This is a genomic window from Agrobacterium sp. SOY23, from assembly GCF_027212525.1.
Classification (GTDB): domain Bacteria; phylum Pseudomonadota; class Alphaproteobacteria; order Rhizobiales; family Rhizobiaceae; genus Agrobacterium; species Agrobacterium tumefaciens_I.
On the sequence record NZ_JAPWDT010000003.1, the window covers coordinates 484,540 to 508,022 of the forward strand.

The 23,483-nt window shown below is 60.1% G+C and carries 23 protein-coding genes; 4 read left to right on the forward strand and 19 right to left on the reverse strand.

Translation table 11 applies throughout. The annotated features are described in order from the left end of the window. Positions 1–109 precede the first annotated feature (109 nt). Positions 110–1,282 carry an ABC transporter substrate-binding protein gene (locus O3S81_RS11055; protein ID WP_269343103.1) on the reverse strand — a complete coding sequence of 391 codons (1,173 nt, stop codon included), beginning with the start codon at positions 1,280–1,282 and terminating at the stop codon, positions 110–112. A gap of 332 nt (positions 1,283–1,614) precedes the next feature. Here O3S81_RS11055 and O3S81_RS11060 point away from each other — a divergent pair, with 332 nt between their 5' ends. Beyond that, positions 1,615–1,986, forward strand: coding sequence for a hypothetical protein (locus tag O3S81_RS11060; protein WP_269343104.1), 372 nt, complete (start codon positions 1,615–1,617; stop codon positions 1,984–1,986). A gap of 87 nt (positions 1,987–2,073) precedes the next feature. Here O3S81_RS11060 and O3S81_RS11065 read toward each other — a convergent pair whose 3' ends face one another. The 6 genes from O3S81_RS11065 to O3S81_RS11090 all read right to left on the reverse strand — a co-directional run bounded on the left by O3S81_RS11065 (position 2,074) and on the right by O3S81_RS11090 (position 10,107). Then, entirely contained in the window at positions 2,074–2,898 is an 825-nt protein-coding gene (locus tag O3S81_RS11065) for an AraC family transcriptional regulator (RefSeq protein WP_269343106.1), read from the reverse strand. Between the two features lie 213 nt (positions 2,899–3,111). Then, positions 3,112–4,845, reverse strand: a complete 1,734-nt coding sequence (locus O3S81_RS11070) for a M14 family metallopeptidase (protein WP_269343108.1) — start codon at positions 4,843–4,845, stop codon at positions 3,112–3,114. A 5-nt stretch (positions 4,846–4,850) separates the two neighbouring features. Beyond that, positions 4,851–5,699, reverse strand: coding sequence for an ABC transporter permease (locus O3S81_RS11075; protein ID WP_020811984.1), 849 nt, complete (start codon positions 5,697–5,699; stop codon positions 4,851–4,853). Between the two features lie 6 nt (positions 5,700–5,705). Next, positions 5,706–6,629: an ABC transporter permease gene (locus O3S81_RS11080; protein ID WP_269343112.1), complete on the reverse strand. Its 924-nt coding sequence runs from the start codon at positions 6,627–6,629 to the stop codon at positions 5,706–5,708. 86 nt (positions 6,630–6,715) lie between these two features. Next, positions 6,716–8,251, reverse strand: coding sequence for an ABC transporter substrate-binding protein (locus tag O3S81_RS11085; RefSeq protein ID WP_269343113.1), 1,536 nt, complete (start codon positions 8,249–8,251; stop codon positions 6,716–6,718). A gap of 41 nt (positions 8,252–8,292) precedes the next feature. Next, complete coding sequence (locus O3S81_RS11090; RefSeq protein ID WP_269343114.1) at positions 8,293–10,107, reverse strand: ABC transporter ATP-binding protein; 1,815 nt, start codon at positions 10,105–10,107, stop codon at positions 8,293–8,295. 686 nt (positions 10,108–10,793) lie between these two features. Here O3S81_RS11090 and O3S81_RS11095 point away from each other — a divergent pair. Next, complete coding sequence (locus O3S81_RS11095) at positions 10,794–11,087, forward strand: putative quinol monooxygenase (RefSeq protein WP_269343115.1); 294 nt, start codon at positions 10,794–10,796, stop codon at positions 11,085–11,087. 63 nt (positions 11,088–11,150) lie between these two features. On the opposite strand, the gene O3S81_RS11100 is transcribed toward O3S81_RS11095, so the two are convergent. Continuing rightward, entirely contained in the window at positions 11,151–13,052 is a 1,902-nt protein-coding gene (locus tag O3S81_RS11100; RefSeq protein ID WP_269343509.1) for a bifunctional sugar phosphate isomerase/epimerase/4-hydroxyphenylpyruvate dioxygenase family protein, read from the reverse strand. Between the two features lie 121 nt (positions 13,053–13,173). On the opposite strand from O3S81_RS11100, the gene O3S81_RS11105 reads away from it, so the two are divergent. Further along, positions 13,174–13,866 (forward strand): TetR/AcrR family transcriptional regulator, encoded by a 693-nt coding sequence (locus O3S81_RS11105; RefSeq protein WP_269343116.1) that lies wholly within the window; start codon positions 13,174–13,176, stop codon positions 13,864–13,866. Here the strand turns inward: O3S81_RS11105 and aroQ are convergent. The 11 genes from aroQ to pcaD all read right to left on the reverse strand — a co-directional run bounded on the left by aroQ (position 13,841) and on the right by pcaD (position 22,429). Next, the gene (aroQ, locus tag O3S81_RS11110) at positions 13,841–14,284 is read right to left on the reverse strand and encodes a type II 3-dehydroquinate dehydratase (protein WP_269343118.1); all 444 of its coding nucleotides are present in this window, start codon (positions 14,282–14,284) and stop codon (positions 13,841–13,843) included. The two genes, O3S81_RS11105 and aroQ, sit on opposite strands and share 26 nt — an antisense overlap. Then, positions 14,281–15,150: a shikimate dehydrogenase gene (locus tag O3S81_RS11115; RefSeq protein ID WP_269343121.1), complete on the reverse strand. Its 870-nt coding sequence runs from the start codon at positions 15,148–15,150 to the stop codon at positions 14,281–14,283. Before O3S81_RS11115 ends, aroQ begins: the two co-directional genes overlap by 4 nt. Before the next feature lie 72 nt (positions 15,151–15,222). After that, the gene (locus tag O3S81_RS11120) at positions 15,223–15,984 is read right to left on the reverse strand and encodes an amino acid ABC transporter ATP-binding protein (RefSeq protein WP_006316555.1); all 762 of its coding nucleotides are present in this window, start codon (positions 15,982–15,984) and stop codon (positions 15,223–15,225) included. A 193-nt stretch (positions 15,985–16,177) separates the two neighbouring features. Continuing rightward, positions 16,178–17,017, reverse strand: a complete 840-nt coding sequence (locus tag O3S81_RS11125; protein WP_269343125.1) for a transporter substrate-binding domain-containing protein — start codon at positions 17,015–17,017, stop codon at positions 16,178–16,180. Between the two features lie 43 nt (positions 17,018–17,060). Then, the gene (locus O3S81_RS11130; RefSeq protein WP_269343126.1) at positions 17,061–17,711 is read right to left on the reverse strand and encodes an amino acid ABC transporter permease; all 651 of its coding nucleotides are present in this window, start codon (positions 17,709–17,711) and stop codon (positions 17,061–17,063) included. 10 nt (positions 17,712–17,721) lie between these two features. Continuing rightward, positions 17,722–18,390, reverse strand: a complete 669-nt coding sequence (locus O3S81_RS11135) for an amino acid ABC transporter permease (RefSeq protein WP_269343128.1) — start codon at positions 18,388–18,390, stop codon at positions 17,722–17,724. A 369-nt stretch (positions 18,391–18,759) separates the two neighbouring features. Continuing rightward, positions 18,760–19,821: a 3-carboxy-cis,cis-muconate cycloisomerase gene (locus O3S81_RS11140; protein ID WP_269343130.1), complete on the reverse strand. Its 1,062-nt coding sequence runs from the start codon at positions 19,819–19,821 to the stop codon at positions 18,760–18,762. Positions 19,822–19,833: 12 nt separating this feature from the next. Then, a complete protein-coding gene (pcaG, locus tag O3S81_RS11145) occupies positions 19,834–20,454 on the reverse strand; it encodes a protocatechuate 3,4-dioxygenase subunit alpha (RefSeq protein ID WP_269343132.1) in 621 nt (206 codons plus the stop codon). A gap of 2 nt (positions 20,455–20,456) precedes the next feature. Continuing rightward, the gene (gene pcaH, locus O3S81_RS11150) at positions 20,457–21,197 is read right to left on the reverse strand and encodes a protocatechuate 3,4-dioxygenase subunit beta (RefSeq protein ID WP_331284191.1); all 741 of its coding nucleotides are present in this window, start codon (positions 21,195–21,197) and stop codon (positions 20,457–20,459) included. Continuing rightward, the gene (pcaC, locus tag O3S81_RS11160; protein WP_269343133.1) at positions 21,194–21,628 is read right to left on the reverse strand and encodes a 4-carboxymuconolactone decarboxylase; all 435 of its coding nucleotides are present in this window, start codon (positions 21,626–21,628) and stop codon (positions 21,194–21,196) included. Before pcaC ends, pcaH begins: the two co-directional genes overlap by 4 nt. A gap of 3 nt (positions 21,629–21,631) precedes the next feature. Then, entirely contained in the window at positions 21,632–22,429 is a 798-nt protein-coding gene (gene pcaD / locus O3S81_RS11165; RefSeq protein WP_269343135.1) for a 3-oxoadipate enol-lactonase, read from the reverse strand. 94 nt (positions 22,430–22,523) lie between these two features. Between pcaD and pcaQ the strand changes: the two genes are divergently transcribed. Continuing rightward, the gene (pcaQ, locus tag O3S81_RS11170; RefSeq protein WP_269343137.1) at positions 22,524–23,465 is read left to right on the forward strand and encodes a pca operon transcription factor PcaQ; all 942 of its coding nucleotides are present in this window, start codon (positions 22,524–22,526) and stop codon (positions 23,463–23,465) included. Positions 23,466–23,483: the final 18 nt, after the last annotated feature.

The following is a 23,483-nucleotide window of genomic DNA, read 5'->3' on the forward strand; positions in this document are numbered from 1 at the left end:
CTCCTCCCGGTGCTGCAACGCCCGTCCGGGCCGGAACCGAACCGCCATAGGGGCGGTTCGACCGTTTCAAGAATGGCCGCTATGGTGGCGGCGAGGCCGGTGTCGCCGGTTATTTCGCGGCGGCAAGACCCGGATCGCCCTGCTTTTCGAAGGTCTGGACTTCCTTGTTGTAATAGCTGCCGTCATCGGCCTTGGCCACTTCGCGCAGATAGATGTTCTGGGTAATGTGGCGGCTTTCCGGATCGATGCTGACAGGGCCGCGCGGGCTTGTCCAGGAAAGACCCTTCACCGCGTCCACCGCCTTTTCCGCATCCTGTTTGCCGCCGGTGGCCTCGATCATCTTGCTGATGACATACATGCCGTCAAAGGCGCCAACTGCGGGGAAGGACAGTTCCTTGGGATTGCCGATCGCCTTGGCGGCGGCTTCCACGAAGGTCTTGTTCTCAGGCGAATCATGCGAGACGGCGTAATGGAAGGTCGTCTGCATGCCGAGTGCGGCTTCGCCCAGCGCCGGCAGGTCGGATTCCTGCGTGAGGTCACCCGGTGCGAAGAGCTTGACGCCTGCGGATTTCAGGCCGTTATCGTTGAAGGCCTTGACGAAACCAAGCGTGGTCGGGCCCGACGGCAGGAAGGCGAAGACGCCTTGCGCGCCGGAATCCTTCACGCGCTGCATGATCGGGCTGAAATCGTTGGTGGAAAGCGGCATGCGGATGGTTTCCACCACCTCGCCGCCGGCGGCGGTGAATGCCGCCTTGAAGGCGTTTTCGGCATCGACGCCCGGGCCGTAATCGCTGACCAGCGAAATGACCTTCTTCACGCCGCCGTCAAAGGCCACTTTGGCGATGGGGGTGGAGGTCTGCCAGGTGGTGAAGGAGGTGCGCACCACATAGGGGCTCTTGGTCACGATGGCCGAGGTGGCGGCATTCATGATGACCATCGGCACATTGCCCTGCTTGAGCAGCGGCGTGACGGCCATGGCATCAGGGGTGAAATAGAAGCCGGCGAGATATTGCACGCCTTCCTTCACCACCAGTTCCTGCGCCAGCGCCTTGGACTGCGCGGGATCCGCCTGCGGCACATCGCGATAAACGACCTCGACCGTGTCATCGCCGACCTTGTTGCCGTGAAGGGCGAACCAGGCGTCAATGCCGGCCTTGAAGTTCTTGCCCTGCAGCGCAAACGGGCCGGAGAACGGACCGACCACGCCGACCTTGATCGTCTCGGCATAAGCAGCGGAACTGAAGCAGATGGCCGCGATTGCGGCGGTGATCCGTAATTTCATGACTTCCTCCCAATTGATCCGTGGCTCCCATCCACCGATCCAGTCTGCAAGATTGGTGAGTGCGATCATTAAAGTAAAATGAAATAAGGGCGGCAATAAATAACCTGACGGTTATCAATACCGCGTCGTTTCGTTCTACCCATGCCGGATCGAGCATAAGCGTCGCTCTGGCGATTCTCAAATCGGGCTGGCAATTCCTGTCGCGAAATCAGCTTCGGGCAAACTCGGCGCGCGATAGTGCCCATGCCGAGGCGAACCCCTGCCTTAACCAGTTCTAAGGGGATTGTTCGTAGTCTCGCAAAGCATATTTTGGAACTTTATTTGGTGTCTTGATGGGCGAATATCAGAACAAAGCTGTTGAGCTGATGCGAAATCGCGTCGGGGAAAATATGCTCAACAACAGGATCGAGCGTCGTGAAGGCTTCCTGCGCAAGGCGCTCACGCTTTATTATGCGATGGGCGGGACGGCAGGTGACATCCAGGCTGCGGTGAAGGATGCGGCGGCCGCGCCGGCGCCAACCATCGACGTGGCCGTCGGCGACGTCATGTACAAGCTCGCGGCGATCGGGCACGTTGCCGATCTCGATATTATCCAGGCGGGTTATAACAAGCTCGATGCGGCGAACCTGCATATTCTCAGCAAGGGCAAACAGCTGTTGCAGAAGCAGCGGGAACAGAAGCCCGCCATCACGCCGGCGAAATAGGCTTCCCTTTCTCTGTCTTTTGCTGGCTGCGATTAAAGATATGCCCCAACATCCGGTTGGGGTACAGGCTCTTGATCACCACCTGCCTCAGGTGGCGACTGGTATCCAGATTTCCACGATTCCCCGCCCCGTTTGTGGATCGAAGCGTCGGTCGTACAGCTCAAAATCAGGGGAGGGGGCGGTTTTCAGTCCGGCATCCGCCAGCGCCTTGTTCCAGATCGTATAAACCGTTTTGGGAAGATCAGAGATGTGGCCGTTGTGGACAAAAACCGCGTAGGATTGCACGGGTACTTCAATGTGATCCATGCCTGATGTTTTCTTCAGTGCTTTGACGCCGGCGAGATATTTGCAGTTGCCGGCTTCATCGGCAATGCTGCATACGCCGTAAGCAGCTCCGGCCACCGCTTCTTCGACCTCGCTTTCGCGTATATTGAAGCTCTGCCACAGGGCTGGAATGGCACCGTTGTTTTCCAGTGAACACGGGGTGCTGAGACCGACCACCATAAAGGCGTCGCACCGGCGCATTTCCGGCGGCTGGACTTCGATGAACATGTCTTTCTTCATTTTTAATGGCTCCATGAGATCAAGGGATGAGGTTGATCGGGCCTTGCGAACAGTGCTTGGTAATATGTTGAAATAATTCGCGAAGGCTCGCGTGAACGCCTCATGGGACCCGTATCCCGCATCAAGCGCGACAGTGAGGATGTCACCATCGCATCTTGCCATCGTTTTGGCCGCCTCGGATAGTCGACGAGCCCGAACATAGGACATGATCGACAGGCCGGTGGCGAGCTGAAACAACCGGCACATGTGATGTGTGCTGATCGCGCAGCGGTCGGACAGGGCTGTCAATGTCAGGTTTTTATGCAGATCGGTTTCGATCTGCCAGATGAGCTTGTCCAGGGCGGGCATGGGGTCTCCTGTGGTTCACGCCCGCACCATGCAAAACCGTTCCGCTTCCTGCTTGATCGGGTTTGACTTGTTATCGCGTGCGCGGCCAACAATACAGGAGGACCTTGAACCGGTCTGGGAACCGCTAGGCCGTTTTCATTCCCGCCGTTTCGTTTTCATGATAGCGCGCCCGGAAAAGCGGGCGCGCCGGCAGTGCCGTTTCCAGCAGAGATATCAGGCGACCTGTGGTGACAGAATTTCCTGCCAGGCCTCATAGGCGGAAAGAACCGTCTCCATCTGCGCGGTATGGCCGGTGATGAAATCGTCGCCATAGATGGTTTCATCGGGATATTCGGTGATCAGCGTCATCGGCACGGTGTGGCGGTCATCGATGGACGATAGACACGGGAAGCCGTTGATGATGCGGAAACCGGTTTCGCCGGCGTGGATTTCATAAAGCGCGATCTGGCGGTTATTGTAGTCGAGCAGGCCGGGAATCGCACCGAGATGGCGGGTTACCTTGTCGAGCAGGGCTTCCGCCTGGCTTTCCCAATCCGCATGGTGGCGGATGATGAGGAAGAAGCCCTTCGGCAACGTCCACATGGCGAAATTGCGCGGCACATATCCGGATAGAGGCCGGGTCCACTCGTGAGAGGGATAACCGTGCAGGTTCACATGCAGGCTCGCGCCGCTGATCTCCTGCGCCTTGAAGCGGATTTCCTTCTCGTTGAGATGGACTCCCGAATTTTCCCGCGTGCGATATTCGAGATCGTCGCCAAGTGCGGTGTAACGCGCCGCATGGTGCATGTGACGCGGATTGTCGACGCGCAGGCGTTGGTGCAGGGCGTAACCGTCAGGATTTTCCAGCGGCGAGATGGTGAAATGCGCGCCCTTGCGCCGCGCGAGTTTGCGGGCGGCACGGATTGCGCCGACGATGCCTGTCGTCTCGTTCGGGTGCTGGCCGCCGCTCACCATCACGGCAGCATCGCTGCCGGCGACATAACGGGCGGCAAGAATACGGCCGGAACGGGAGCGGGCTTCGAAGGCCTCGCCGCCGATCTCTTCAAGCAGCTTCGCGAGCTGGCCTGCCGCAACCGGTTCGCTGGCCGTATCGATCTGCTGTTCGCGGCCATCGAGAAAGGCGGTGGTGAGCGTGCGTGCCTCGATGCGGACTGAGACTTCGCCTTCGCTTTTGACGATTTCCGGCACGATCTGGCCGGGCTTCAGGCCCCGGTCACCCAGCGGCCGGCCGGATTTTTTCTGGAAGAACTCCAGCAGCGAGAAGTAGAAATCCTCATGCAGGGCTTCGCGCAGGCTGACGACCTCATCGCCGAGGGAGAGCGGCAAATCTTCGGCCGGATGCGCGACGCGGATGTTCAGTTCCTCGAAATAGGGCTCTTCATCGCCCCAGCCGTGGTTGACGACGGCACTGATTGCCGCTTCGAAAAGCTGCTCGTAATCCGTCTCCAGCCGCTCGCCCGCAGCATTACCGGCAGGCCGGAACCAGCCGGTTGGCGAGACATTGGTTTCGCCGACGATATCCGTATGAACCCGGTTTGGGGCGAGAACCTTCAGGGTTTCCTTCTTGCCGTTGCGGCTCAGCGCAACGTCATAGTGGAAGGCGTCGTCTTCGCGGGCAATGAAGTCGATCTTCGCATCACCCACCAGCGCCGACAGCGGATAGGCCTCCAGCCGGAAACGGTTGGCGGGCGCATTGGCGTGCACGGGGTAACGCACCTCGATGGTGTCGACGCCATCCAGATTGATCTCTTCCAGAAAGGTGAAGAGAAGCGGCTTGTAGGCGCTGCGGATGCGAGCGCTGACGCCTTTTTTCTTTAGCCTCTCTTCGGCTTCGCGGCGGCTTTTGGCGTCATCGAAGGTCCATGCCTCAAAGGACTGGCCGGGCTCGGCATTGGCGAGAAGCGTATCCAGCGTGCGTTCGAAAGTCTGGTCGAAAATCTGGCTCATCTGGATTACCTCGAGGTTCTGCCTGTTGGGTCAAGGCTGTCGCGCAGCCAGTCGCCGAGAAGGTTGAGGCCAAGCACAGTCAGAAGAATCGCAAGACCCGGGAAGACGCTGACCCACCATGCCGTCTGCAGATAGGTACGTCCATCCGCCAGCATGCCGCCCCAGCTCGGAATGGTCGGATCAACGCCAAGGCCGAGGAAGGTGAGGCTGCTTTCAAGCAGGATGTTGTTGGCGACATTGAGCGTCATCAGCACGATGACGGGGCCGATGAGGTTTGGCAGCAGGTGCTGGAGAATGATGCGCCAGTCCTTCACACCGATGGCGCGGGCAGACAGGATGAATTCGCGTTCTCTCAGCGTCAGCACCGAGCCGCGCACGAGGCGGGCATATTGCACCCATTGCGAGACGATCAAGAGGATGATGGTGTTGGTGAGGCTGCCGCCGACAATGGCGATGAAGGTGATGGCCAGAAGAATGAAGGGCATGGCGAGCTGGATATCGGCAAAGCGCATGACCAGCATATCCCAGAAGCCGCGATAATAACCGGCGACAAGGCCAACCGCGACACCGAAGATGACCGCGCCGATGACCGAGGTGAAACCGACCAGCAGCGAAATCTTGCCGCCGGCGACAACACGGGCGAGCACGTCACGGCCGAGCGGATCGGTGCCGAGCGGATGGGCGGCATTGGCGAAGGGCTTGGCAAGGCGGGCCATCAGGTCGATCTTGTCCGCACCGCCCGGAAACAGCACGTCGGAAAAGACGACGGCAAGGCAGATGACCGTGGTGAGGAACGCGCCGAGGACGAATTCGAGATTGGTGAAGCGCGCGAGACGCGAGGTTTTGGCAGCCATCGTCACTTACTCCGTGCGGATGCGCGGATCGACAAGCCCATAGGCGATATCGACCAGAAGGTTGATGCCGACGATCATCAGCGACAGCACGGTGATGACGGCCTGAAGCACGGGGTAGTCACGCGCGCCGACCGCATCGAAAGCCAGCGTGCCGAGGCCCGGCCAGTTGAAGACGCGCTCGATGACAACGATGCCGCCGAGCAGCCCGCCAAATTGCAGGCCGAAATAGGTGATGAGCGGAATGGCGCAGTTGCGCAGCGCGTGTTTGTAGAGAACCTTGCTTTCGCTGAGGCCCTTGGCGCGTGCCACCATGACATATTGTGAACGCAGCGTATCGAGCATGGCGGTGCGCACAAGGCGCACATTGGTTGCCGTCAGGATCACACCCATGGTGACCGATGGCATGATGTAGCTGGCGAAACCGCCCATGCCGCTGGGCGGCAGCCAGCCGAGCGTGATGGAGAACAACAGCACCAGCATGGTGGCGAGCCAGAAATTCGGGAAGGACAGGCCGATGAGTGAGAAGATACGGATCACCTGATCGGCCGTCTTGCCGCGCGAGGTCGCCGCCTTGATGCCGAGCGGGATGGAAAGCGCAATCGACACCGCCATGGAGATGAAGGCGAGCAAAAGCGTAGCGGGCAGGGCATCGGCGATGAGGCGCGAAACCGGCGTGCTGCCGGTGAAGCTGCGGCCGAAATCGAGCGTCACAAGGCCCTTCAGGAAGCTGAAATATTGCACGAAGAACGGCCGGTCTGTGCCCAGCGCCGCACGGATGCGCGCCAGATCGTCTTCCGTCATGCCGCCGCCGCCCTGGAACATGGTCACAGCGGGATCGCCCGTCAGGCGAATGGCGAAAGACACGAGAAGGGTGATGGCAATGACGACAAAAATCGCCTGCAGCAATCGCTTGATGAGGAAACCGGCCACGTTTTTTACCTTGCGAGGAAACGGGGAAGAGAAATCCCGCCTTGCCCGTGAGACGGGCAAGGCGGCGTGTCAAAGGGGCAACCCGCTTATTCGACGGTCACGTCGGTCAGCTTCAGGCGGTTATCCGGCGGCGCCACGAAACCCTTGACCCGCTTGTTGATGCCGTAAATGGCATTGGTGTTGTAAAGCGGGATTTCCAGCGCGCGTTCGGCGGTATAGCTGCCGATTTCCTTGAGGATCTTTTCGCGCTCGGCACGGTCGGTCAGCGGACGCTGAGATTCCAAGAGCTTGTCCAGCTTTTCGTCCTTGTCGTAAGGGTTCCACTTTTCACCCGAGTGGTACATGGAATAGGCCGTGTTGTCGTAATCGAAGGTCCAGCCGCCCCATTTCTGCTGGAACATCGCGCCGGTCTTGCCCTGCGGGATGATGTCGTTCAAGAGAACGTTGGTTTCATAGGGCTTGATGGTGGCGGTGATGCCGACCATGGAGAGGTAGCTGGAAATAACCTGCGCCACTTCGTTCATCGTCGCGTCATTGCCGCGGATATCGATCTGCAGCGCCGCACCTGCCTTGACGCCGGCTTCCGCAAGCAGCTTTTTCGCACCTTCAGGATCGTAAGGCAGCGGCTTCAGTTCCGGGTCGTAACCGAAGGACAGCGCGCTCTGGAAGCTTGCGATCTCCGATGCCTGGCCGGCAAGGATCGACTTGACGATCGTGCCGCGATCGACGGCCATGATGATCGCCTTGCGCACCTTCGGATCGGCGGTGATGCCGTCACGGGTGTTGAAACGCAGCGCGTCGACCGTCGGGCCGGGAACGCTGACGATCTGAAGCTTGGAATCGCCTTCGATAACCGGGATCATGCCGATCGGGATGGTGGGCGGAATGACGAGATCGACGCGGCCTGCCTGCAATTCGGCAACGGCGGTCGCCGGCTCGGCGATGAAGCGATATTCCAGTTCGGAAAGCTTTGGCGCGCCGCCCCAGTAATCCGGGTTGGCTTCCAGCTTGATATTGGTCTTCGGCGCGTAGGAAACGAATTTGAATGCGCCGGTGCCGACGGGGTTGAGGTTGAAATTATCCTCGCCCTTTTCCTTGATATATTCAGGCGGAACGATCATGCCGCCATAACCGGCGAGCTTGGTCAAAAGCACCGGATCCGGCGCCTTTAGCTTCATGTCGACGGTGTAGTCGTCGATGACATCGACGCTTTCGATGGCAACATAGTTGGAGCGCTGCGGGCCCTTGGCACCCTGTTCGCCGAGAAGGCGCTCGAAGGTGAACTTGACGGCGGCGGCGTTGAAAGGCTCGCCATTGTGGAACTTGACGTTCTGGCGCAGCTTGAAGCGGATGCGCTTGCCCTCATCCAGCTCTTCCCAGGATTCGGCAAGGCCGGGCACAACCTTCAGGTCCGGGCCGCGATAGGTCAGGCCGTCGAAGATATTGGTAGCGACAGCCGCCCATTGCACCAGGAAGGTATCGATCGGGTCCCAGCTGCCCGGGTCCTGCGGGCTGGAAATGGTCATCTTGCCGGCGGCAAGGGCCGGCGCGGCGGTAAAGGCCGTGGCGGCCATGGCAAGCGCGACGAACGTTGTCGTCATCCCCTTCTTGATTATTGTCATCTACCTGTTCCTCTTCAGATGGTTGCGGTTCTGGTTGTTATTCAGGCGCTCTTCGCGATGAAGTGGCCCGGATTGATTTCCTCATGGGCGAGAATGGCCGGCTCATCGCCGACACGGCGCACGGGATTGGGTATTTCTCCCTCGATCATGGCGATGCGGCGCTCGATGGTCGGATCGGCAACCGGCACGGCCGAAAGCAGCCGGCGGGTATAATCATGCGTCGGCGTTTCGAAGACCTGCCGGCGGCTGCCCATTTCCATGATCTGGCCGAGATAAAGCACGGCGACGCGATGGCTCATCTTTTCCACGACAGCCATGTCATGGCTGATGAAGAGATAGGCGAGGCCACGCTCGGCCTGCAGGTCCATGAACAGATTGATGATCTGCGCCTGAATGGAGACGTCGAGCGCCGAGAGCGCTTCGTCTGCAATGATGAGCTTCGGATCGGAAGCGAGCGCACGGGCAATGCAGACACGCTGGCGCTGGCCGCCGGAAAACTCGTGCGGATAACGCGCGGCATGTTCGGAGCTCAGGCCCACACGCTCCAACAATTCGTCCACCCGCCGGCGTACGGCCTTCTGATCATTGATCAAACCATGGGTGTTGATCGGCTCGGCAATCGAGAACCCGACCGTCTTGCGCGGATCGAGCGAGGCGAAGGGGTCCTGGAAGATATATTGCACTTCCTGGCGCATGCGGAAGCGTTCCGCCGCCGACATCTGCGAATAGCTGCGGCCGTTGAAGGCAATCTCGCCCGACACGGCCGTCTGCAATTGCTGGATGGTACGCCCTATGGTGGATTTGCCGGACCCGGACTCGCCCACCAGCGCCAGCGTTTCGCCGGCGTGAATATCGAAACTGACCTTCTGCACCGCGCTGCAACGGTGCGTCGCCTTGCCGAACAGGTTTTTGCGGATATCGAAACGGACGAACAGGTCCTTCACCGACAATAGCGGCTTGGCGTCATATTTCGCGGTGTTCTGCACACGCTCCTCGCCGACCACGACCGGCTGGCCATCCTGCAACACGGTGAGCGGCAGGCGCTTCGGAAACTCTTCACCTTCCATGCTGCCGAGACGCGGTACGGCGGAAAGCAGGGCGCGCGTATAGGGGTGCTGCGGGTTGGCGAAGATATCCTTCACCGGGCCTTCCTCAACCTTCTTGCCCTTCCACATGACAACGACGTCATCGGCCATTTCCGCCACCACGCCCATATCATGGGTGATGAAGACCATGCCCATGCCGAGTTTCTTCTGCAGGTCGCGCATGATGTTGAGGATCTGCGCCTGAATGGTGACGTCAAGCGCCGTCGTCGGCTCGTCGGCGATCAGAAGCTTCGGCCGGCAGGCGAGCGCCATGGCGATCATCACGCGCTGGCGCATGCCGCCGGAAAGCTGATGCGGATAACGTTTCAGGAGTTCGGCGGCATCGGGCAGGCGCACCATTTCGAGAAGCTCGCGGGCCTGCGCCATGGCAGCCGTCTTGCCGAGCTTCTCATGCAATATCAGCACTTCGCAGATCTGATCGCCGATGGTGAAGACGGGGTTGAGCGAGGTCATCGGCTCCTGGAAGATCATGGCGATCTCCTTGCCGCGGATCGAGCGCATCTCTTTCTGCGAAGCCTTCAGCAAGTCCTTGCCTTCAAAGACGATTTTGCCGGTGGGGTAGGTCGCGCCCATCATGTCCGCAAGGCGCATGGTGGAGAGCGAGGTGACCGATTTTCCCGATCCGGATTCCCCGACGATCGCAACGGTGCGGCCGGGCTCGACGCGGAAGGAAATATCGTCCACGACGCGGCTGTTACCAAACTCGACGCTCAGGCCTTCGACGGACAGGAGGGCGTTTGCGGCAGTCATATCATCGTCTCCGGCATGGCCTGCGCGGCAATTCTGGCGCAGTCACCTGAAATGGAAAGGGGGAAAAGGTCGCGGGCAGGCATGCGCCGGGCGGCGTCATGCGGACAGGACGGGAATGTCACGAGGGGCTGCATGTTTCAGGCCGCTGTGCCGGCGGAAGGGGCCCGGCAATTCGAAGCCCGCAATGCCGCAGAAGCGCGGCTGATGACCTCACGGGTACCAGCCGGATAATTTGCGTCGGACGCAGATTCGACAATGCGCATGAAACTGTATTCTCCCCCACCCCTGTTTTGTGGAAAAAGCTAACAAAACAGAACAATCATGTCCAGAGTGTTGAACAATTTTTGTGTACTGCTCTACAAATGCGCAAGTGCATCGATTTTAAGCGCGGGTATGCCTGAATGTGTGGGGCGCGTACCACGCTTCTTCAGGGCTTATTGTCGGGGAAGACTGTTGGCGGTCGGCGAGTGTCGAAGATAGGTGATGGCTCCGATATGGTCGACGTCATCCCCGGGCTTGACCCGAGGATCCATAACCCGTTGAAGTCGATGGATACTCGGGTCAAGCCCGAGGATGACGGCGCAAGGATAAGCGGGCAAACTTTATCGCGATGTCGCAATGGAGGACGATTGTATCGTTGCCCGTGTCACAGGCGGATAATCAATAATTCAACAAGGATACCGAACATGTCGAATAGAACGGGCGCGGTCAGATTATCCGGCTTCCTACGTTGCGCATCGGTGGAGGATATCCAGCTTGTGGAAACCTATCTTCCCGAACATATTCGCCTGACCAGAGCGGAACCCGGTTGCATTTCATTCGAGGTGTCCCAGACCGAAGATCCGCTGATCTGGCGGGTCGAGGAGCTTTTTGCCGATCGTCATGCCTTTGATTTTCATCAGCAGCGGACGCGGACGTCTGCCTGGTTCACAGTGACCGCCGCCATTCCACGCGACTATGAAATAACGACCTTGCCTTGAATGAAAACGGGCCGCAGCGGCATTTCTGCCGGCTGCGGCCCGATAGGATTGCTGTGCCGGGACTTATTCCTTCGGCATGCCGACCGGCGGCGCAAGGCGTCGTTGCGCGGCAATGCGGAAGGGGGCGTTCATGGCGCCATATCCGCCGTAAGCGCCGCGCCTTTCGATGATCTCGAAAAAGAAACCTTCCCCGAAGGTGCGGCTGTAGATCTGGAAATATTCGCCATTGTCGTCGCGGTCATAAAGAATGCTCGCGGCCCTCAGAGCATCGGAAAATTCCGGCTCCAGCCCGAAGCGGGCTTCGAGATCGTCGTAATAATTGCGCGAGATGGGCAGGGCCTGGAAACCGCGCGCCTGCATCGCCTTGGCCGTGGCGAAAATATCGTCGGTGGCGAAGGCGATGTGCTGGATGCTGGTGCCGAAACCTTCGGCCAGGAATTTGCCGGCGAAGGTCTTGCGGTTGTCGGCACCGTTCATGGTCAGGCGAAAATGCGGTGAGGGCACGCTTTCAATCGCCTGGCTGCGCACCAGCCCGCCCGGATCGACCACATCCACCATCGGCGTGCGGCGGGAGGAAAACAGCGAGGTGTAGAACAGAAGCCAGGTCAGCATTTCATCATAATGCGTTGTTTGCGCGAGATGATCGATGCGCGTCAGTCCGGCATCGCCGATGACCTTCTGCCCCTGCGTCGGTACGAATTCCTTGTCCCAGATGGAGGCAAGCGCCGGCGAAGCATCGAGGAAATAGATGACGCCGTTGCCCACGCCCTGAATGGCGGGAACGGCGACTTCACCCGTCTTGCGCGGTTCTGCGAAGGTCGGTGCGCCGAGGGCTTCGGCACGTGCCAGCGCCGCCTTGGCATCGTCGACCTTCAGCCCGAAGGCATAGGCATTGGTGCCGTGGATCGAATAGGAAGCACCGGCAAAGCTGTCGCCGTCATCGCTGGTATTGATGACGATGCGGATATCGCCCTGCGCATAAAGATCGACCGTGCGGTTGCGATGTTGCGCCGATTTTTCAAAGCCGAGCGTGGCGAGCAGCGCTTCCAGATTGGCCTTTTCCTCCGGCGCCGTGGTAAATTCGACGAATTCCACGCCCTGTGTCTCAACCCGTTCCGGCATCGCAGGCACGTCGATGCGGATATCGGGTTCGAGACGCCGCACCTGGTCCATAAGATTGATCAGCGAACGGTGGCCATCTTCGGCAAGCAGCCGGGCGGAGCCGCCGCGGAACTGGTCGTTGAAGATTTCCAGCGACAGCGGCCCGCTATAGCCGGTCGCGGCCACGGCGCGCATGAAATCCACGACCGGCAGATCGCCTTCGCCCGGCATGTTGCGGAAATGGCGGCTCCAGTAGAGGAGGTCCATGTCGATCAGCGGCGCATCGGCCAGCTGTACGATGAAGATCTTGTCGCCGGGAATGGAGCGGATGGAATTCGGGTCGATCTTGCGCGACAGCGTGTGGAAACTGTCGAGGATGATGCCGACATTGGCGTGATCGGCGCGGCGCACCACCTCCCAGGCATCGCGATGATCGCTGATATGGCGGCCCCAGGCCAGCGCCTCGTAACCGACGCGCACGCCATGTTTTGCGGCGAGTTCGCCAAGCTCGTGGAAATCGGTCGCCGCGCGGTCGATGCCGCCGAGCGACACCGGTGAGACATTGGAGCAGATCAGCATCAGATCGGTGCCGAGTTCGCCCATGATATCGAATTTGCGCTGGGCGCGCTCAAAAGCGCGGGTCCGGTGCGGCTCCGGCATGCCCTCGAAATCACGGAACGGCTGAAAGAGGGTGATATCGAGACCATGATCGGCGGCCAGCGCCTTAACCTCGCGCGGGGAGGCGTCGTAGGTCAGGAAATCATTCTCGAAAATCTCCACGCCGGAAAAGCCGGCCTTGGCGATGGCCGCCAGCTTTTCCGGGAACTCGCCGCTGATGGACACGGTTGCAATGGATGTGCGCATTGGCATGCCGTGTCTTCCTGTGTCATAGCTCGCCATATTGCCTTCCTTTTCAGCCTTATGTACTAATTGGTTAATAAGCAGGGCGTGACCGCAGGCCGCCGCCGCATCGATGGAATGGATGATGACCAAAAGCGCGACTTCGAACGCAACCCGAGAAAGCCGGCAGGCGAAGCGTGATCCGGAAGGGGTTCGCCGCGACATTCTTTCCGTCGCCATGGAGGAGTTTTCGCAGAACGGCCTCTCCGGCGCGCGCATCGATGAGATCGCGGCGCGCACGCGCACGTCCAAGCGCATGATCTATTATTATTTCGGCGACAAGGAAGGCCTCTACAAGCGCGTGCTGGAAGAGGCCTATGCGCAGGTGCGCGGCGGCGAAGGCAACCTTGAGCTGGATGATCTGGAGCCGGTTGCCGCACTCGAGAAGCTCTGTCGCTTCACCTTCGAGCATCATCGCCGCAACCCCGCTTTCGTCCGCATGGTCATGACGGAAAATATTCACCACGGGAGGCACATCAGGGTTTCTGAAGCGATCCGCAACGTCAACCGGCCGGCCATCGAGATCATGCGTCGAATATTGAAGCGCGGGCAGGATACCGGCCTGTTCCGTCCCGGGCTGGACGCTCTTGAACTGCATTGGCAGATCAGCGCACTGTCTTTTTACAATGTCTCGAACACCGAAACCTTTTCGTTCAATTTTGGCGATACGCTTTTCAGTGAGGCCGGCCAGGAAGCGCTTTCCGCGCATGTGGCGGAAATGTTGCTGCGCTATGTGCTGAAGCCCGAGCATATTACGCGGATCGGGAAAGACGGTTGATGAGGTGGCGTAACGCCACCCCGTAACCTTCGATGCCGAGACCGGCAATCACGCCTTCGGCACGGGTCGACACATAGGAATGGTGCCGGAAGACCTCGCGTTTGTGGATGTTGGAGATATGGACCTCGATGACCGGTGCCTCGAAGGCGTTCAGCGCATCGAGGATCGCTACCGAGGTGTGGGTGAAGGCGCCGGGATTGATGACGATGCCCGAGGACTTGCCGCGGGCTTCGTGGATCCAGTCGATCAGCTCATATTCCCGGTTGCTCTGGGCAAAAAACAGTTCGTGGCCGGCGGCTTCGGCGATGGCACTGCAATCGGCCTCGACATCGGCGAGCGTCTCGTAACCGTAAATCTCCGGCTGGCGCTGGCCGAGCAGATTGAGGTTCGGACCGTTCAGGATCGTAAAAAGGCTCATGCCACGCCCTCCGCCATGCAAAGTTCGGTAAAATGCGCCGTCATGCGCTTCGCATCCGGCTCGCGGCCGCAGAAAAGGCGAAACGCACCGACGGCCTGGAACACGGTCATGCCGCCGCCGGGCAGGGTGCGGCACCCTTTGCGGGCCGCGGTTGCCAGAAGCTCGGTCACCAGCGGCATATAGACGATATCGGCCACCCAGTGCTTTGGTTCGATCAGCTCGGCCGTAACCGGCATGCCGGGATGGGCGGGCATGCCCATCGGCGTGGCATGGATGAGCCCATCGGCAAAGGACAATGAGTCGGCCGGTTCCTTGACCGCGAAGGCGCGGCCTTCACCAAAACGGGCATTGAGCTCGTCGGCGAGACGTTCGGCTCTTGGAAAATCCCGATCGAAGATATCGAGCCTGATAATATCGAGCTTCAACGCGGCATGGGCCACGGCAACGCCGGCCCCACCCGCGCCGACCAGAAGTGCCCGGTCGCGCTTTGCATCCGGCAGGCCGCGCACGAAGCTTTCGTAAAAACCGTACCAGTCGGTATTGTGGCCGATGCGGCGGCCATCCCGGAAGACAACGGTGTTGACCGCGCCCAGCATGCGGGCATCATCGGAAAGTTCATGCAGATGCGGAATAACGGCCTGCTTGAAGGGATGGGTGATGTTCGTTCCGGCAAAACCGCGCGCCTCCAGCTCGTCGAGAAGAGCCGGAAGGGCGCTCTGCGGCAGTTTGCGGGCGGTGACATCCACAAGCTCGTAGGAATAGTCGAGGCCATGGGCCGCGCCCTCGCGCATGTGCAGCGCGGGCGATTTGGAAAGCTGGATGTCGGCGCCTATCAGGCCGACCTTGTAGGCGGTTTTTTCTGTCATGATCAGGTGTCGCTCATCGGACGGTGTGGGAGAGGCGGGGCGATCCCGCCTGTCTGTGTGAGCGCGCGAACCTCAGTGGTGGGCGAGAATTTCGCCGAGGAACGTGCGCGTACGCTGATGTTTGGGATCGCGGAAGAATTCTTCCGGCGGGCCTTCCTCGATGATCTCGCCTTCCGACATGAAGACCACGCGGTCGGCCACCTGCCGGGCGAAACCCATTTCATGGGTCACGCAGATCATCGTCATGCCGTCGCGGGCAAGGCCGATCATGGTGTCGAGCACTTCTTTCACCATTTCCGGGTCGAGCGCCGAGGTTGGCTCGTCGAACAGCATGGCCTTCGGTTCCATGCACAGCGCCCGGGCAATCGCCGCACGCTGCTGCTGGCCGCCGGAAAGCTGTGCCGGGTACTTGTCGGCCTGGTTGAGGATGCGCACGCGCTCCAAATACTTGCGGGCCGTCGCCTCGGCATCGGCCTTTGAAAGACCTTTCACCCGCATGGGGGCGAGGGTGCAGTTTTCCATGATGGTCTTGTGCGGGAAGAGATTGAAGCTCTGGAACACCATGCCCACTTCGCGGCGAACCGCATCGATGGCGCGGCTGGAATCCGACAGCGTGGTTCCCTCGACCGTGATCTTGCCCTCCTGGATTTCCTCCAGATGGTTGATGCAGCGGATGAGGGTGGACTTTCCCGAACCGGACGGGCCGCAAAGAACGATCTTTTCGCCTTTGCGAACTGTCATGTTGACGCCTTTAAGCGCATGAAAGGCTCCATACCACTTTCCAACCCCTTCAAGGGCGATCAGCGGAGCCTGTGCGGCGGAGGATTGCGACATGGAACTTTCCTTCATGCTTTGCAGCAGCGTTTAGTTGGTGATGCAGGGGATATCCGCGCCCTGGCGTCAGACCTGGCCGGCGTCAGGATTGGCAGCAGGGCTGCCAATCCGATCGCAAGGGCTCAGCGCCATCCAGTGCTCATCACGAAGGTTCTCACTGGCGCGCCTGCCTATGTCAGTTTCGTCCAATCCTTCACTTCACGGTGAAAGGAATATCCGGCAGGCTTTCCGGGAAAGCGGGAACTTCGCGCTTCATCCACTTGTCGTAGATCTTGGCCAGCTGGCCGTCCGACTTGATCTTGTCGAGGAAGGCGTTGACGGTTTCGTTCCAGTCCTTTTCACCCGGGCGGGTGCCGGCGCCGTTATAAAGCGTCGTCAGATCGAATTTCGGCTCGTATTTGCCTTCCGCAGCCTTGTTCAGGCGATCACCATAAAACTGGTTGCCGCCGACGACCTCGACCTGACCGGAGATGAGTGCCTGAATATTGGCGGCATCATCGTCGAAGCGCAGGATGTTTGCTTTCGAGCCGGCGCCTGCCGTGATCGAGGTGTCCATAGCGCTCGACTTCGGCACACCGACGGCCACACCGGTCAGATCGTCGTAGCCGGTAATCTTCTTGTCCTTGGGGCCATAAACGGAGAGCACGTTGCCGGCATAGGGTTTGGAATATTGAATGGTCTTGGCGCGCTCGGCGGTCATGCCCATGGTCGCGAACAAGAGGTCGACCTTGCCGGTCAAAAGTGCCGGGATGCGGTTGGCCACGGCGAGCGGCACGAATTCCACCTTGACGCCGAGATAGTCGGCAAAGGCCTTGCCGATATCGGCGTCGAGACCATCCTGCACGCCGCTGGAATTGACGAAGCCCCACGGCGAGTTGTCGCCCTGAATGCCGATGACGACCTTGCCCTTGGCCTTGGCTTCTTCCACCGTGCCGGCGAAAGCATCGACCGGTGCGACGAAGGGCAGGGCAACCGTTGCCGCGGCGAGCGCGAGCAGGGCGCGGCGTGAGAATTTCGTATTGGTGGTTTTCATCTTTTGCTCCTCCTTACAAAGCTGATGAGATGATTTTTGGCAATTAGCGGGACGCGGCCTGCAGCCGCTTTTCGACGCCGGCGCCCCATAGCGAAAGCGGCCAGCAGATCAGGAAATAGATGATGCCGACGATGGCGAAGACGGTTAGCGGGCGAAACGTCTGGTTGGAGACGATCTGGCCGGCGCGCGACAGCTCGACGAAGCCGACGATGGCCGCAAGCGAGGTGCCCTTGATGAGCTGCACGAGGAAACCGATGGTGGCCGGCAGCGAAATCTTGAAGGCCTGCGGCAGAACCACGTCCTTCATGCGCGATATGTAATGCAGGCCGAGCGCATTGGCCGCTTCGGTTTGGCCCTTCGGCACTGCCTGGATGCCGCCGCGCCAGATTTCGCCAAGGAAGGCGCTGGCATGCAGGGTAAAGGCGATGGCGACCGCAATCCAGGCATCGACGTTGAGGCCCGCAAGCGCCACGCCGTAATAAACCACGAACAGCTGCATCAGGAGCGGCGTGCCCTGAAAGACGGCGATATAAGCCGTGCTTGCCCGCTGGATCGCCGGGCTGTCCGCGACGCGGGCAAGCGCCACGCAAAGGCCGAAAATGCCGCCACCGATAAAGCCGATAATGGTCAGGGCAAGGGTCCATTTCAGGCCTTGCATCAGGAAGAAAAGTTCGTTGGGACCGATGGATGCCATTGTCTTTTCCTCACTTGACCGGATAGCTGAAGGACGCACGCGAGATGAGTGCAAAAATGCCCATCATCAGCGAGGAAATGACCAGATAAAGCAGCGTGATCGAGAAATAGACCTCGAAGGAACGGAATGTATCCGCCTCGATCTTCTGCGCCACCGAGGTCAGTTCGTAAGCCGCGATCGACGTGCAGACCGAGGTGGTCAGCGTCAGCATGATGAACTGGCTGGTGAGCGAGGGATAAACCGCCCTCAATGCCGGCTTTAAGATGATATGACGGAAGATCTGCGCGCGGTGCAGGCCGAGTGCCAGCCCCGCTTCCACCTGGCCCTTGGGAATGGAATCGACGCCGCCGCGAATGATTTCAATCGCATAGGCACCGCCGTTGAGGGCGAGCGCGATGATGGCGGTGACCGTCGGGTTGAGCTTGATGCCAATCTGCGGCAGGGCGAAGAAGATGAAGAATATCTGCACCAGAAACGGCGTATTGCGGATGGCTTCCACGAAGCCGATAACGAGCCCGCGCAGCAGTTTAAAGCGCGAACGGCGGGCAACGACGCCCAGAACGCCGATGACGGTGGCGAGCGACATGCCGGCAATCGCCAGGCCGATTGTCGCAAGACAGGCCAAAAGCAGCTCGGGCAGGCGTTCTATGACCGTCGAAAAATCGAGACTGTAAGACATACTTCCTCCCAACCCGTTCGGGTCCGAACAGGCGTTTGGCCTTGTCCGCATCGCTCTGGAACCTTGCGGCGCCAAAGCCCTCCATTTTTATCCGTTCCCGCCGCCACAGGCTTTGAGCCTTCCTCGCCAGCATAGTGTTAATCATAATGTTTGTACCAGTTAGTTCATTTTTGTGTCAAGCATTATGTCCGGTTAAAAAACAGCTTTCGCGCTGTTTTTTCATTTCCTGCATTTTCCAATAAAGTGTTTTTTATCAATGGCTAATGCATGAAGTTGCAAGTGCTTTCCACGCGCGGCCAACCCGCTCCCGGCATGCTGTCTGGCCGTGCCGGAAATCTCTTTATATGATCAAAACGAACCGCCCTGCGGCTAGTTTTCGTTCGTTCCGAGCCTGTCTATCTGCGCTGCCAGCCGTTCGGCGATCAGCAGCGAGGCACCCGCTGCCGTCACCATTTGCGGCAGCGACAGCCATTCCAGCATCCAGCCCGCGCCGGACCGTTCCTGCTCATGCACGAGCGACTGGTGCAGCGCGGAGATCTGCACGGCATTAAAGCGTGCGAGCGCCGCCAGCGTTTCGGCATTGACCGGATTCTGCTTGTGCGGCATGGCGGAAGAACCGCCGCCGCCGGAGAGGCGGATTTCCGTACCGAGCTCGGCCATCAGCGCGATATCCTGCCCGAATTTGCCGAGCGCCCCGGTGACGAGTGAGAGAATATTGCCGAATTCGACGATACCGTCGCGCTGGCTCTGCCATTGCGGCCTGTCGACAAGGCCGAGCCGCCTGGCAAGATCGGTGCGGACGATTCCGGCATTGTCACCAAGCTTTTCCAGCGTGCCGGCAGCACCGCCGAACTGCAGGGCAAAACCGTTCTGCGCGAAGGTTTCGAGCCTGAGAAGGTGGCGCTCTAGCGGCGCAATCCAGCTTGCCGCGCGGTCGGCCACCGTTATTCCGATGGCGGCCTGCATGCGGGTATAACCGGTAAGCGCGTTATGGCCATCGCGGGAGGCCAGGTCGCCCAGGGTGTCGATGAGCCGGCCGAGCCGGGCGGCGATGATTTCGGTCGCAGCCTTCAGCCGCAGCATCAGGCTCGTATCGATGACATCCTGGCTGGTGGCGCCGAAATGCACCTTCTCCGCCGCCTTGCCGGCGACGGCTGCCCGCATCTGCCGGATAAGTTCGGGAACCACAACGCCGTCTTTCGCGACACCCTGGCGAAGGGCGGTCAAATCGGCAGCAAAGTCCGAAAGTCCCGAGACGATCGCCTCCGTCACGTCCTCGGAAATGATACCGGTCCCAACCTGTGCCTGCGCCAGCGCCGTCTCGAAGCGGATCATGGCGTCGATATCCGCTTTTGCCGAAAACAGTTCGACGATCTCGCTGTCGCCGAAAAGGCCTGAGAGAAACGGATGCTCGAAGGGGGAAAGGCTCATCTTCCGTCTCGCTCAGATATCGAAGAACACGGTTTCGCCGTCGCCCTGAAGGCGGATATCGAAACGATAGACGTTGCCTTCCTCTTTTTTGGCGACAAGCGTGGCGATGCGGCTTTTCTGCTCGATGCGGGCAAGAACCGGGTCGGCCGCATTGGCCTCCTGTTCTTCCGGGAAATACATGCGGGTCTGCAGGCCGATATTGATGCCGCGGGCAACGATCCAGAAGGTGATGTGCGGCGCCATCGGCCGGCCATCGCGGAACGGCACCTTGCCGGGCTTGATGGTCTCGAAGACGAATTCGCCGGTATCCATGTCACCCGGCGAGCGGCCCCAGCCGATGAAATTCGGGTCGGCCTTGCCGCGGGTTTCGCTGGGGCTGTTGTAATAACCGTCGGTATCCGCCTGCCAGATTTCGATCAGCGCGTCCTTCAGCGCCATTCCCGCACCGTCATAGACCGTGCCGCGCACGCTGATGCGTTCGCCACGGGCCTTGTCGTTATAAAGCGCACCTGAACCGAGATCCTTTTCGAAGACACCTTCGATGCCGACGAAATTCGGTGTGCAGCCGATATGCACATAAGGGCCTGCCGTCTGCGAGGCGGTTTCCTTGAAATAGTTGAGCGGCTGAACCATGGTCAGTTGCCCTCCATGCGGTTTTCAAAAAGGGTCGAGCGGCGACCGCGCAGGACTATATCGAATTTATAGGCCAGCATGTCCATCGGCAGTGTCGCATTCATGTCGAGTGGCGCGATCAGCCGCCTGATGGCATCCTCATCCGGAATGGTCTTGACGATCGGACATTTCCAGATCAGCGGATCGCCCTCAAAATACATCTGGGTGATCAGCCGCTGGGCAAAACCGTGGCCGAAGACCGAGAAATGGATATGGGCCGGGCGCCAGTCATTAACGCCGTTCGGCCAGGGGTAAGCGCCGGGCTGGATGGTCTTGAACCAGTAATAGCCGTTCTCATCGGTGATCGTGCGGCCGACACCGCCGAAATTCGGATCGATGGCGGCGAGATAACTTTCCTTCTTGTGGCGGTAACGGCCGCCGGCATTGGCCTGCCAGAACTCCACCAGTGCGCCGTCCACGCCACGGCCACGCTCGTCCAGCACCCGGCCGTGCACCAGAATGCGCGGGCCGACAGGCATTTCGCCCGGGCGGGCATAGTTGAGGATGAGGTCGTTATCCAGCGAGTTCAGCATGCCGTGGCCGAAAACGGGGCCGGTGATCTCGCTTTTCGTGCCTTCCAGCGAAATCAGCGCGCGCTGCGGTGAACGCAGGATCGAGGTCTTGTAGCCGGGCGCATAGGCCAGCGGATGGATGTCGCGATTGCGCGCGAAGAAGGGTCCCGTTTCGGGCGGCTGGTTGCTCATTTCGTCTCCTCCCCATCGCCAGAATTATCAGGGGAACTATCGGTCCTCATGCTGGCAAGGGCAAGCTTGGCGATCTTGAAAGCGTGGTTGGCGGCGGGAACACCGGCATAGATCGCCACATGCAGCAGCGCCTCGCGGATATCCGCCTCGGTGGCGCCGGTATTGACGGTGGCGCGCACATGCATGGCCAGTTCCTCATCCTGACCGAGCGCGGCAAGCAGGGCAATGGTGACCATCGAACGCTCGCGCTTCGTCCAGTGATTTCCGGACCAGACGGTGCCCCAGGCGGCTTCGGTGATGAGCTGCTGGAAGGGCTGGTCGAAACCGGTCGTCACCGTCTGCGCGCGGTCGACATGGGCATCGCCCAGCACGGAGCGGCGGGTCTTCATGCCCTGTTCGAAACGTTCGTTCTTGTCGATATGGTCCGCCATCGGTCAATGCTCCGGCAAGGTCTTGAGAAAAATGGAGGCCGCCTGTGCGTAGACGAGCGGCTGTTCAAGGCAGGGGATGTGGCCGCAGCCGGCAATGGTGACGACGCGGCTCGCGGGGATGAGGCCCGCCAGCGATTGCACCAGTTCCGGTGGCGTGGAACCGTCCTGATCACCTGCAACACAGAGCGTCGGCACGGCGATGCGCCCGGCCTCTTCGGTATAATCCGCATCGCGGATGGCGGCGCAGGTGCCGCTGTAGCCGGCTTCCGGCTGTTGCGAGAGCATGTTGCGCGCGCCGGCATAGGCGGCATTCTCAGGCTGGCGGAAAGCGGGCGTGAACCAGCGCTCCATGACGGGGTCGATCAGCGAGGCGAGGCCATCGGCGGCGATCTTGTCGATACGGGCATTCCACATCTCAGTCGTGCCGATCTTGTGAGCGGTGTTGCTGAGCACCAAAGCGCGGACGAGATCGGGCCGGCGGGCATAAAGCCCCTGCGCAATCAGTCCGCCGACCGACAGGCCCCAGATGACGGCGCTTTTGACGCCGAGATGATCGAGAAGTGCGATCAGGTCACCGGCATGATCGTCGATGGAATAGGGAGCGCGCCCGACATCGGAAAGGCCATGGCCGCGCTTGTCGTGCAGCACATAGGCATAGTCATCGCCGAGCGCCTCGATCACCGCATCCCAGATTCGGAAATCGGTGCCGAGCGAATTGATGAAGGCAATCACAGGTTTGCCGCTGTCCAATCCCTTGACGCGATAATGGATCACAGTCTCGCCGCAGCGCAGAAAATGCATGGCATGCTCCTCCTGTGAAGGATATTGCAAGCCGGTTCCGGTTAAGTAAAATGACATTATCGATGAAAATCATAACCTGTGGATTATATGAGCGATGGTCGATCAGCGTATCAAGTTCCGGCACCTGCAAACCTTCGTGGAGGTGGCGCGCCAGAAAAGCGTCATTCGCGCTGCGGAAATCCTGCATGTCAGCCAGCCAGCGGTGACGAAGACGATCCGCGAGCTGGAAGAGATTCTCCGCGTCTCGCTGTTTGACCGGGAAGGGCGCGGCATTCGCATCAGCCGCTATGGCGAGGTGTTTCTGCGTCATGCCGGTGCGACGATGACGGCGTTGCGCCAGGCGGTCGATTCGGTCTCGCAGGAGGCGGCGCGCGCCGGGCCGCCGGTGCGGGTCGGTGCTCTGCCCACGGTTTCGGTCCGCATCATGCCGAAGGCGATGGCCGGTTTTCTGGCCGAGAAGACCGGCAGCCCGGTGAAGATCGTGACAGGCGAAAACGCCGTGCTGCTGGAGCAATTGCGCGTCGGCGATCTTGATCTCGTCGTTGGGCGTCTCGCCGCGCCGCAGAAAATGGCGGGTTTTTCCTTCGAGCATCTCTATTCGGAAAAGGTGCGCTTCGTAGTGCGCGCCGGCCACCCGTTGCTGTCACCGGGCCTTTCGGTGTTCGACCATCTGCATGAATATCCCGTACTGATGCCGACACGGCAATCGGTCATCGGGCCTGTCGTCGAGCAGTTTTTGATCGCCAACGGCGTGCCGGCCCTGCCGATCCGCATCGAAACCGTGTCGGATGCCTTCGGCCGCGCCTTCCTGCGCACTAGCGATGCGATCTGGATCATCTCGGAAGGTGTTGTGGCGGCGGATGTGGCCGACGGCATTCTGGCGATCCTGCCGGTCGAGACCGGTGATACCAGCGGCCCGGTGGGGCTGACGGTCCGCGCCGACACGCAGCCCTCGCTACCGCTGTCGCTGCTGATGCAGGCCATCCGCGAGGCGGCAGGTGAGTTGCTGGATGGGAGGGCGGAGGCCGGTTCCTGATACGAGGGGCGACGGTCG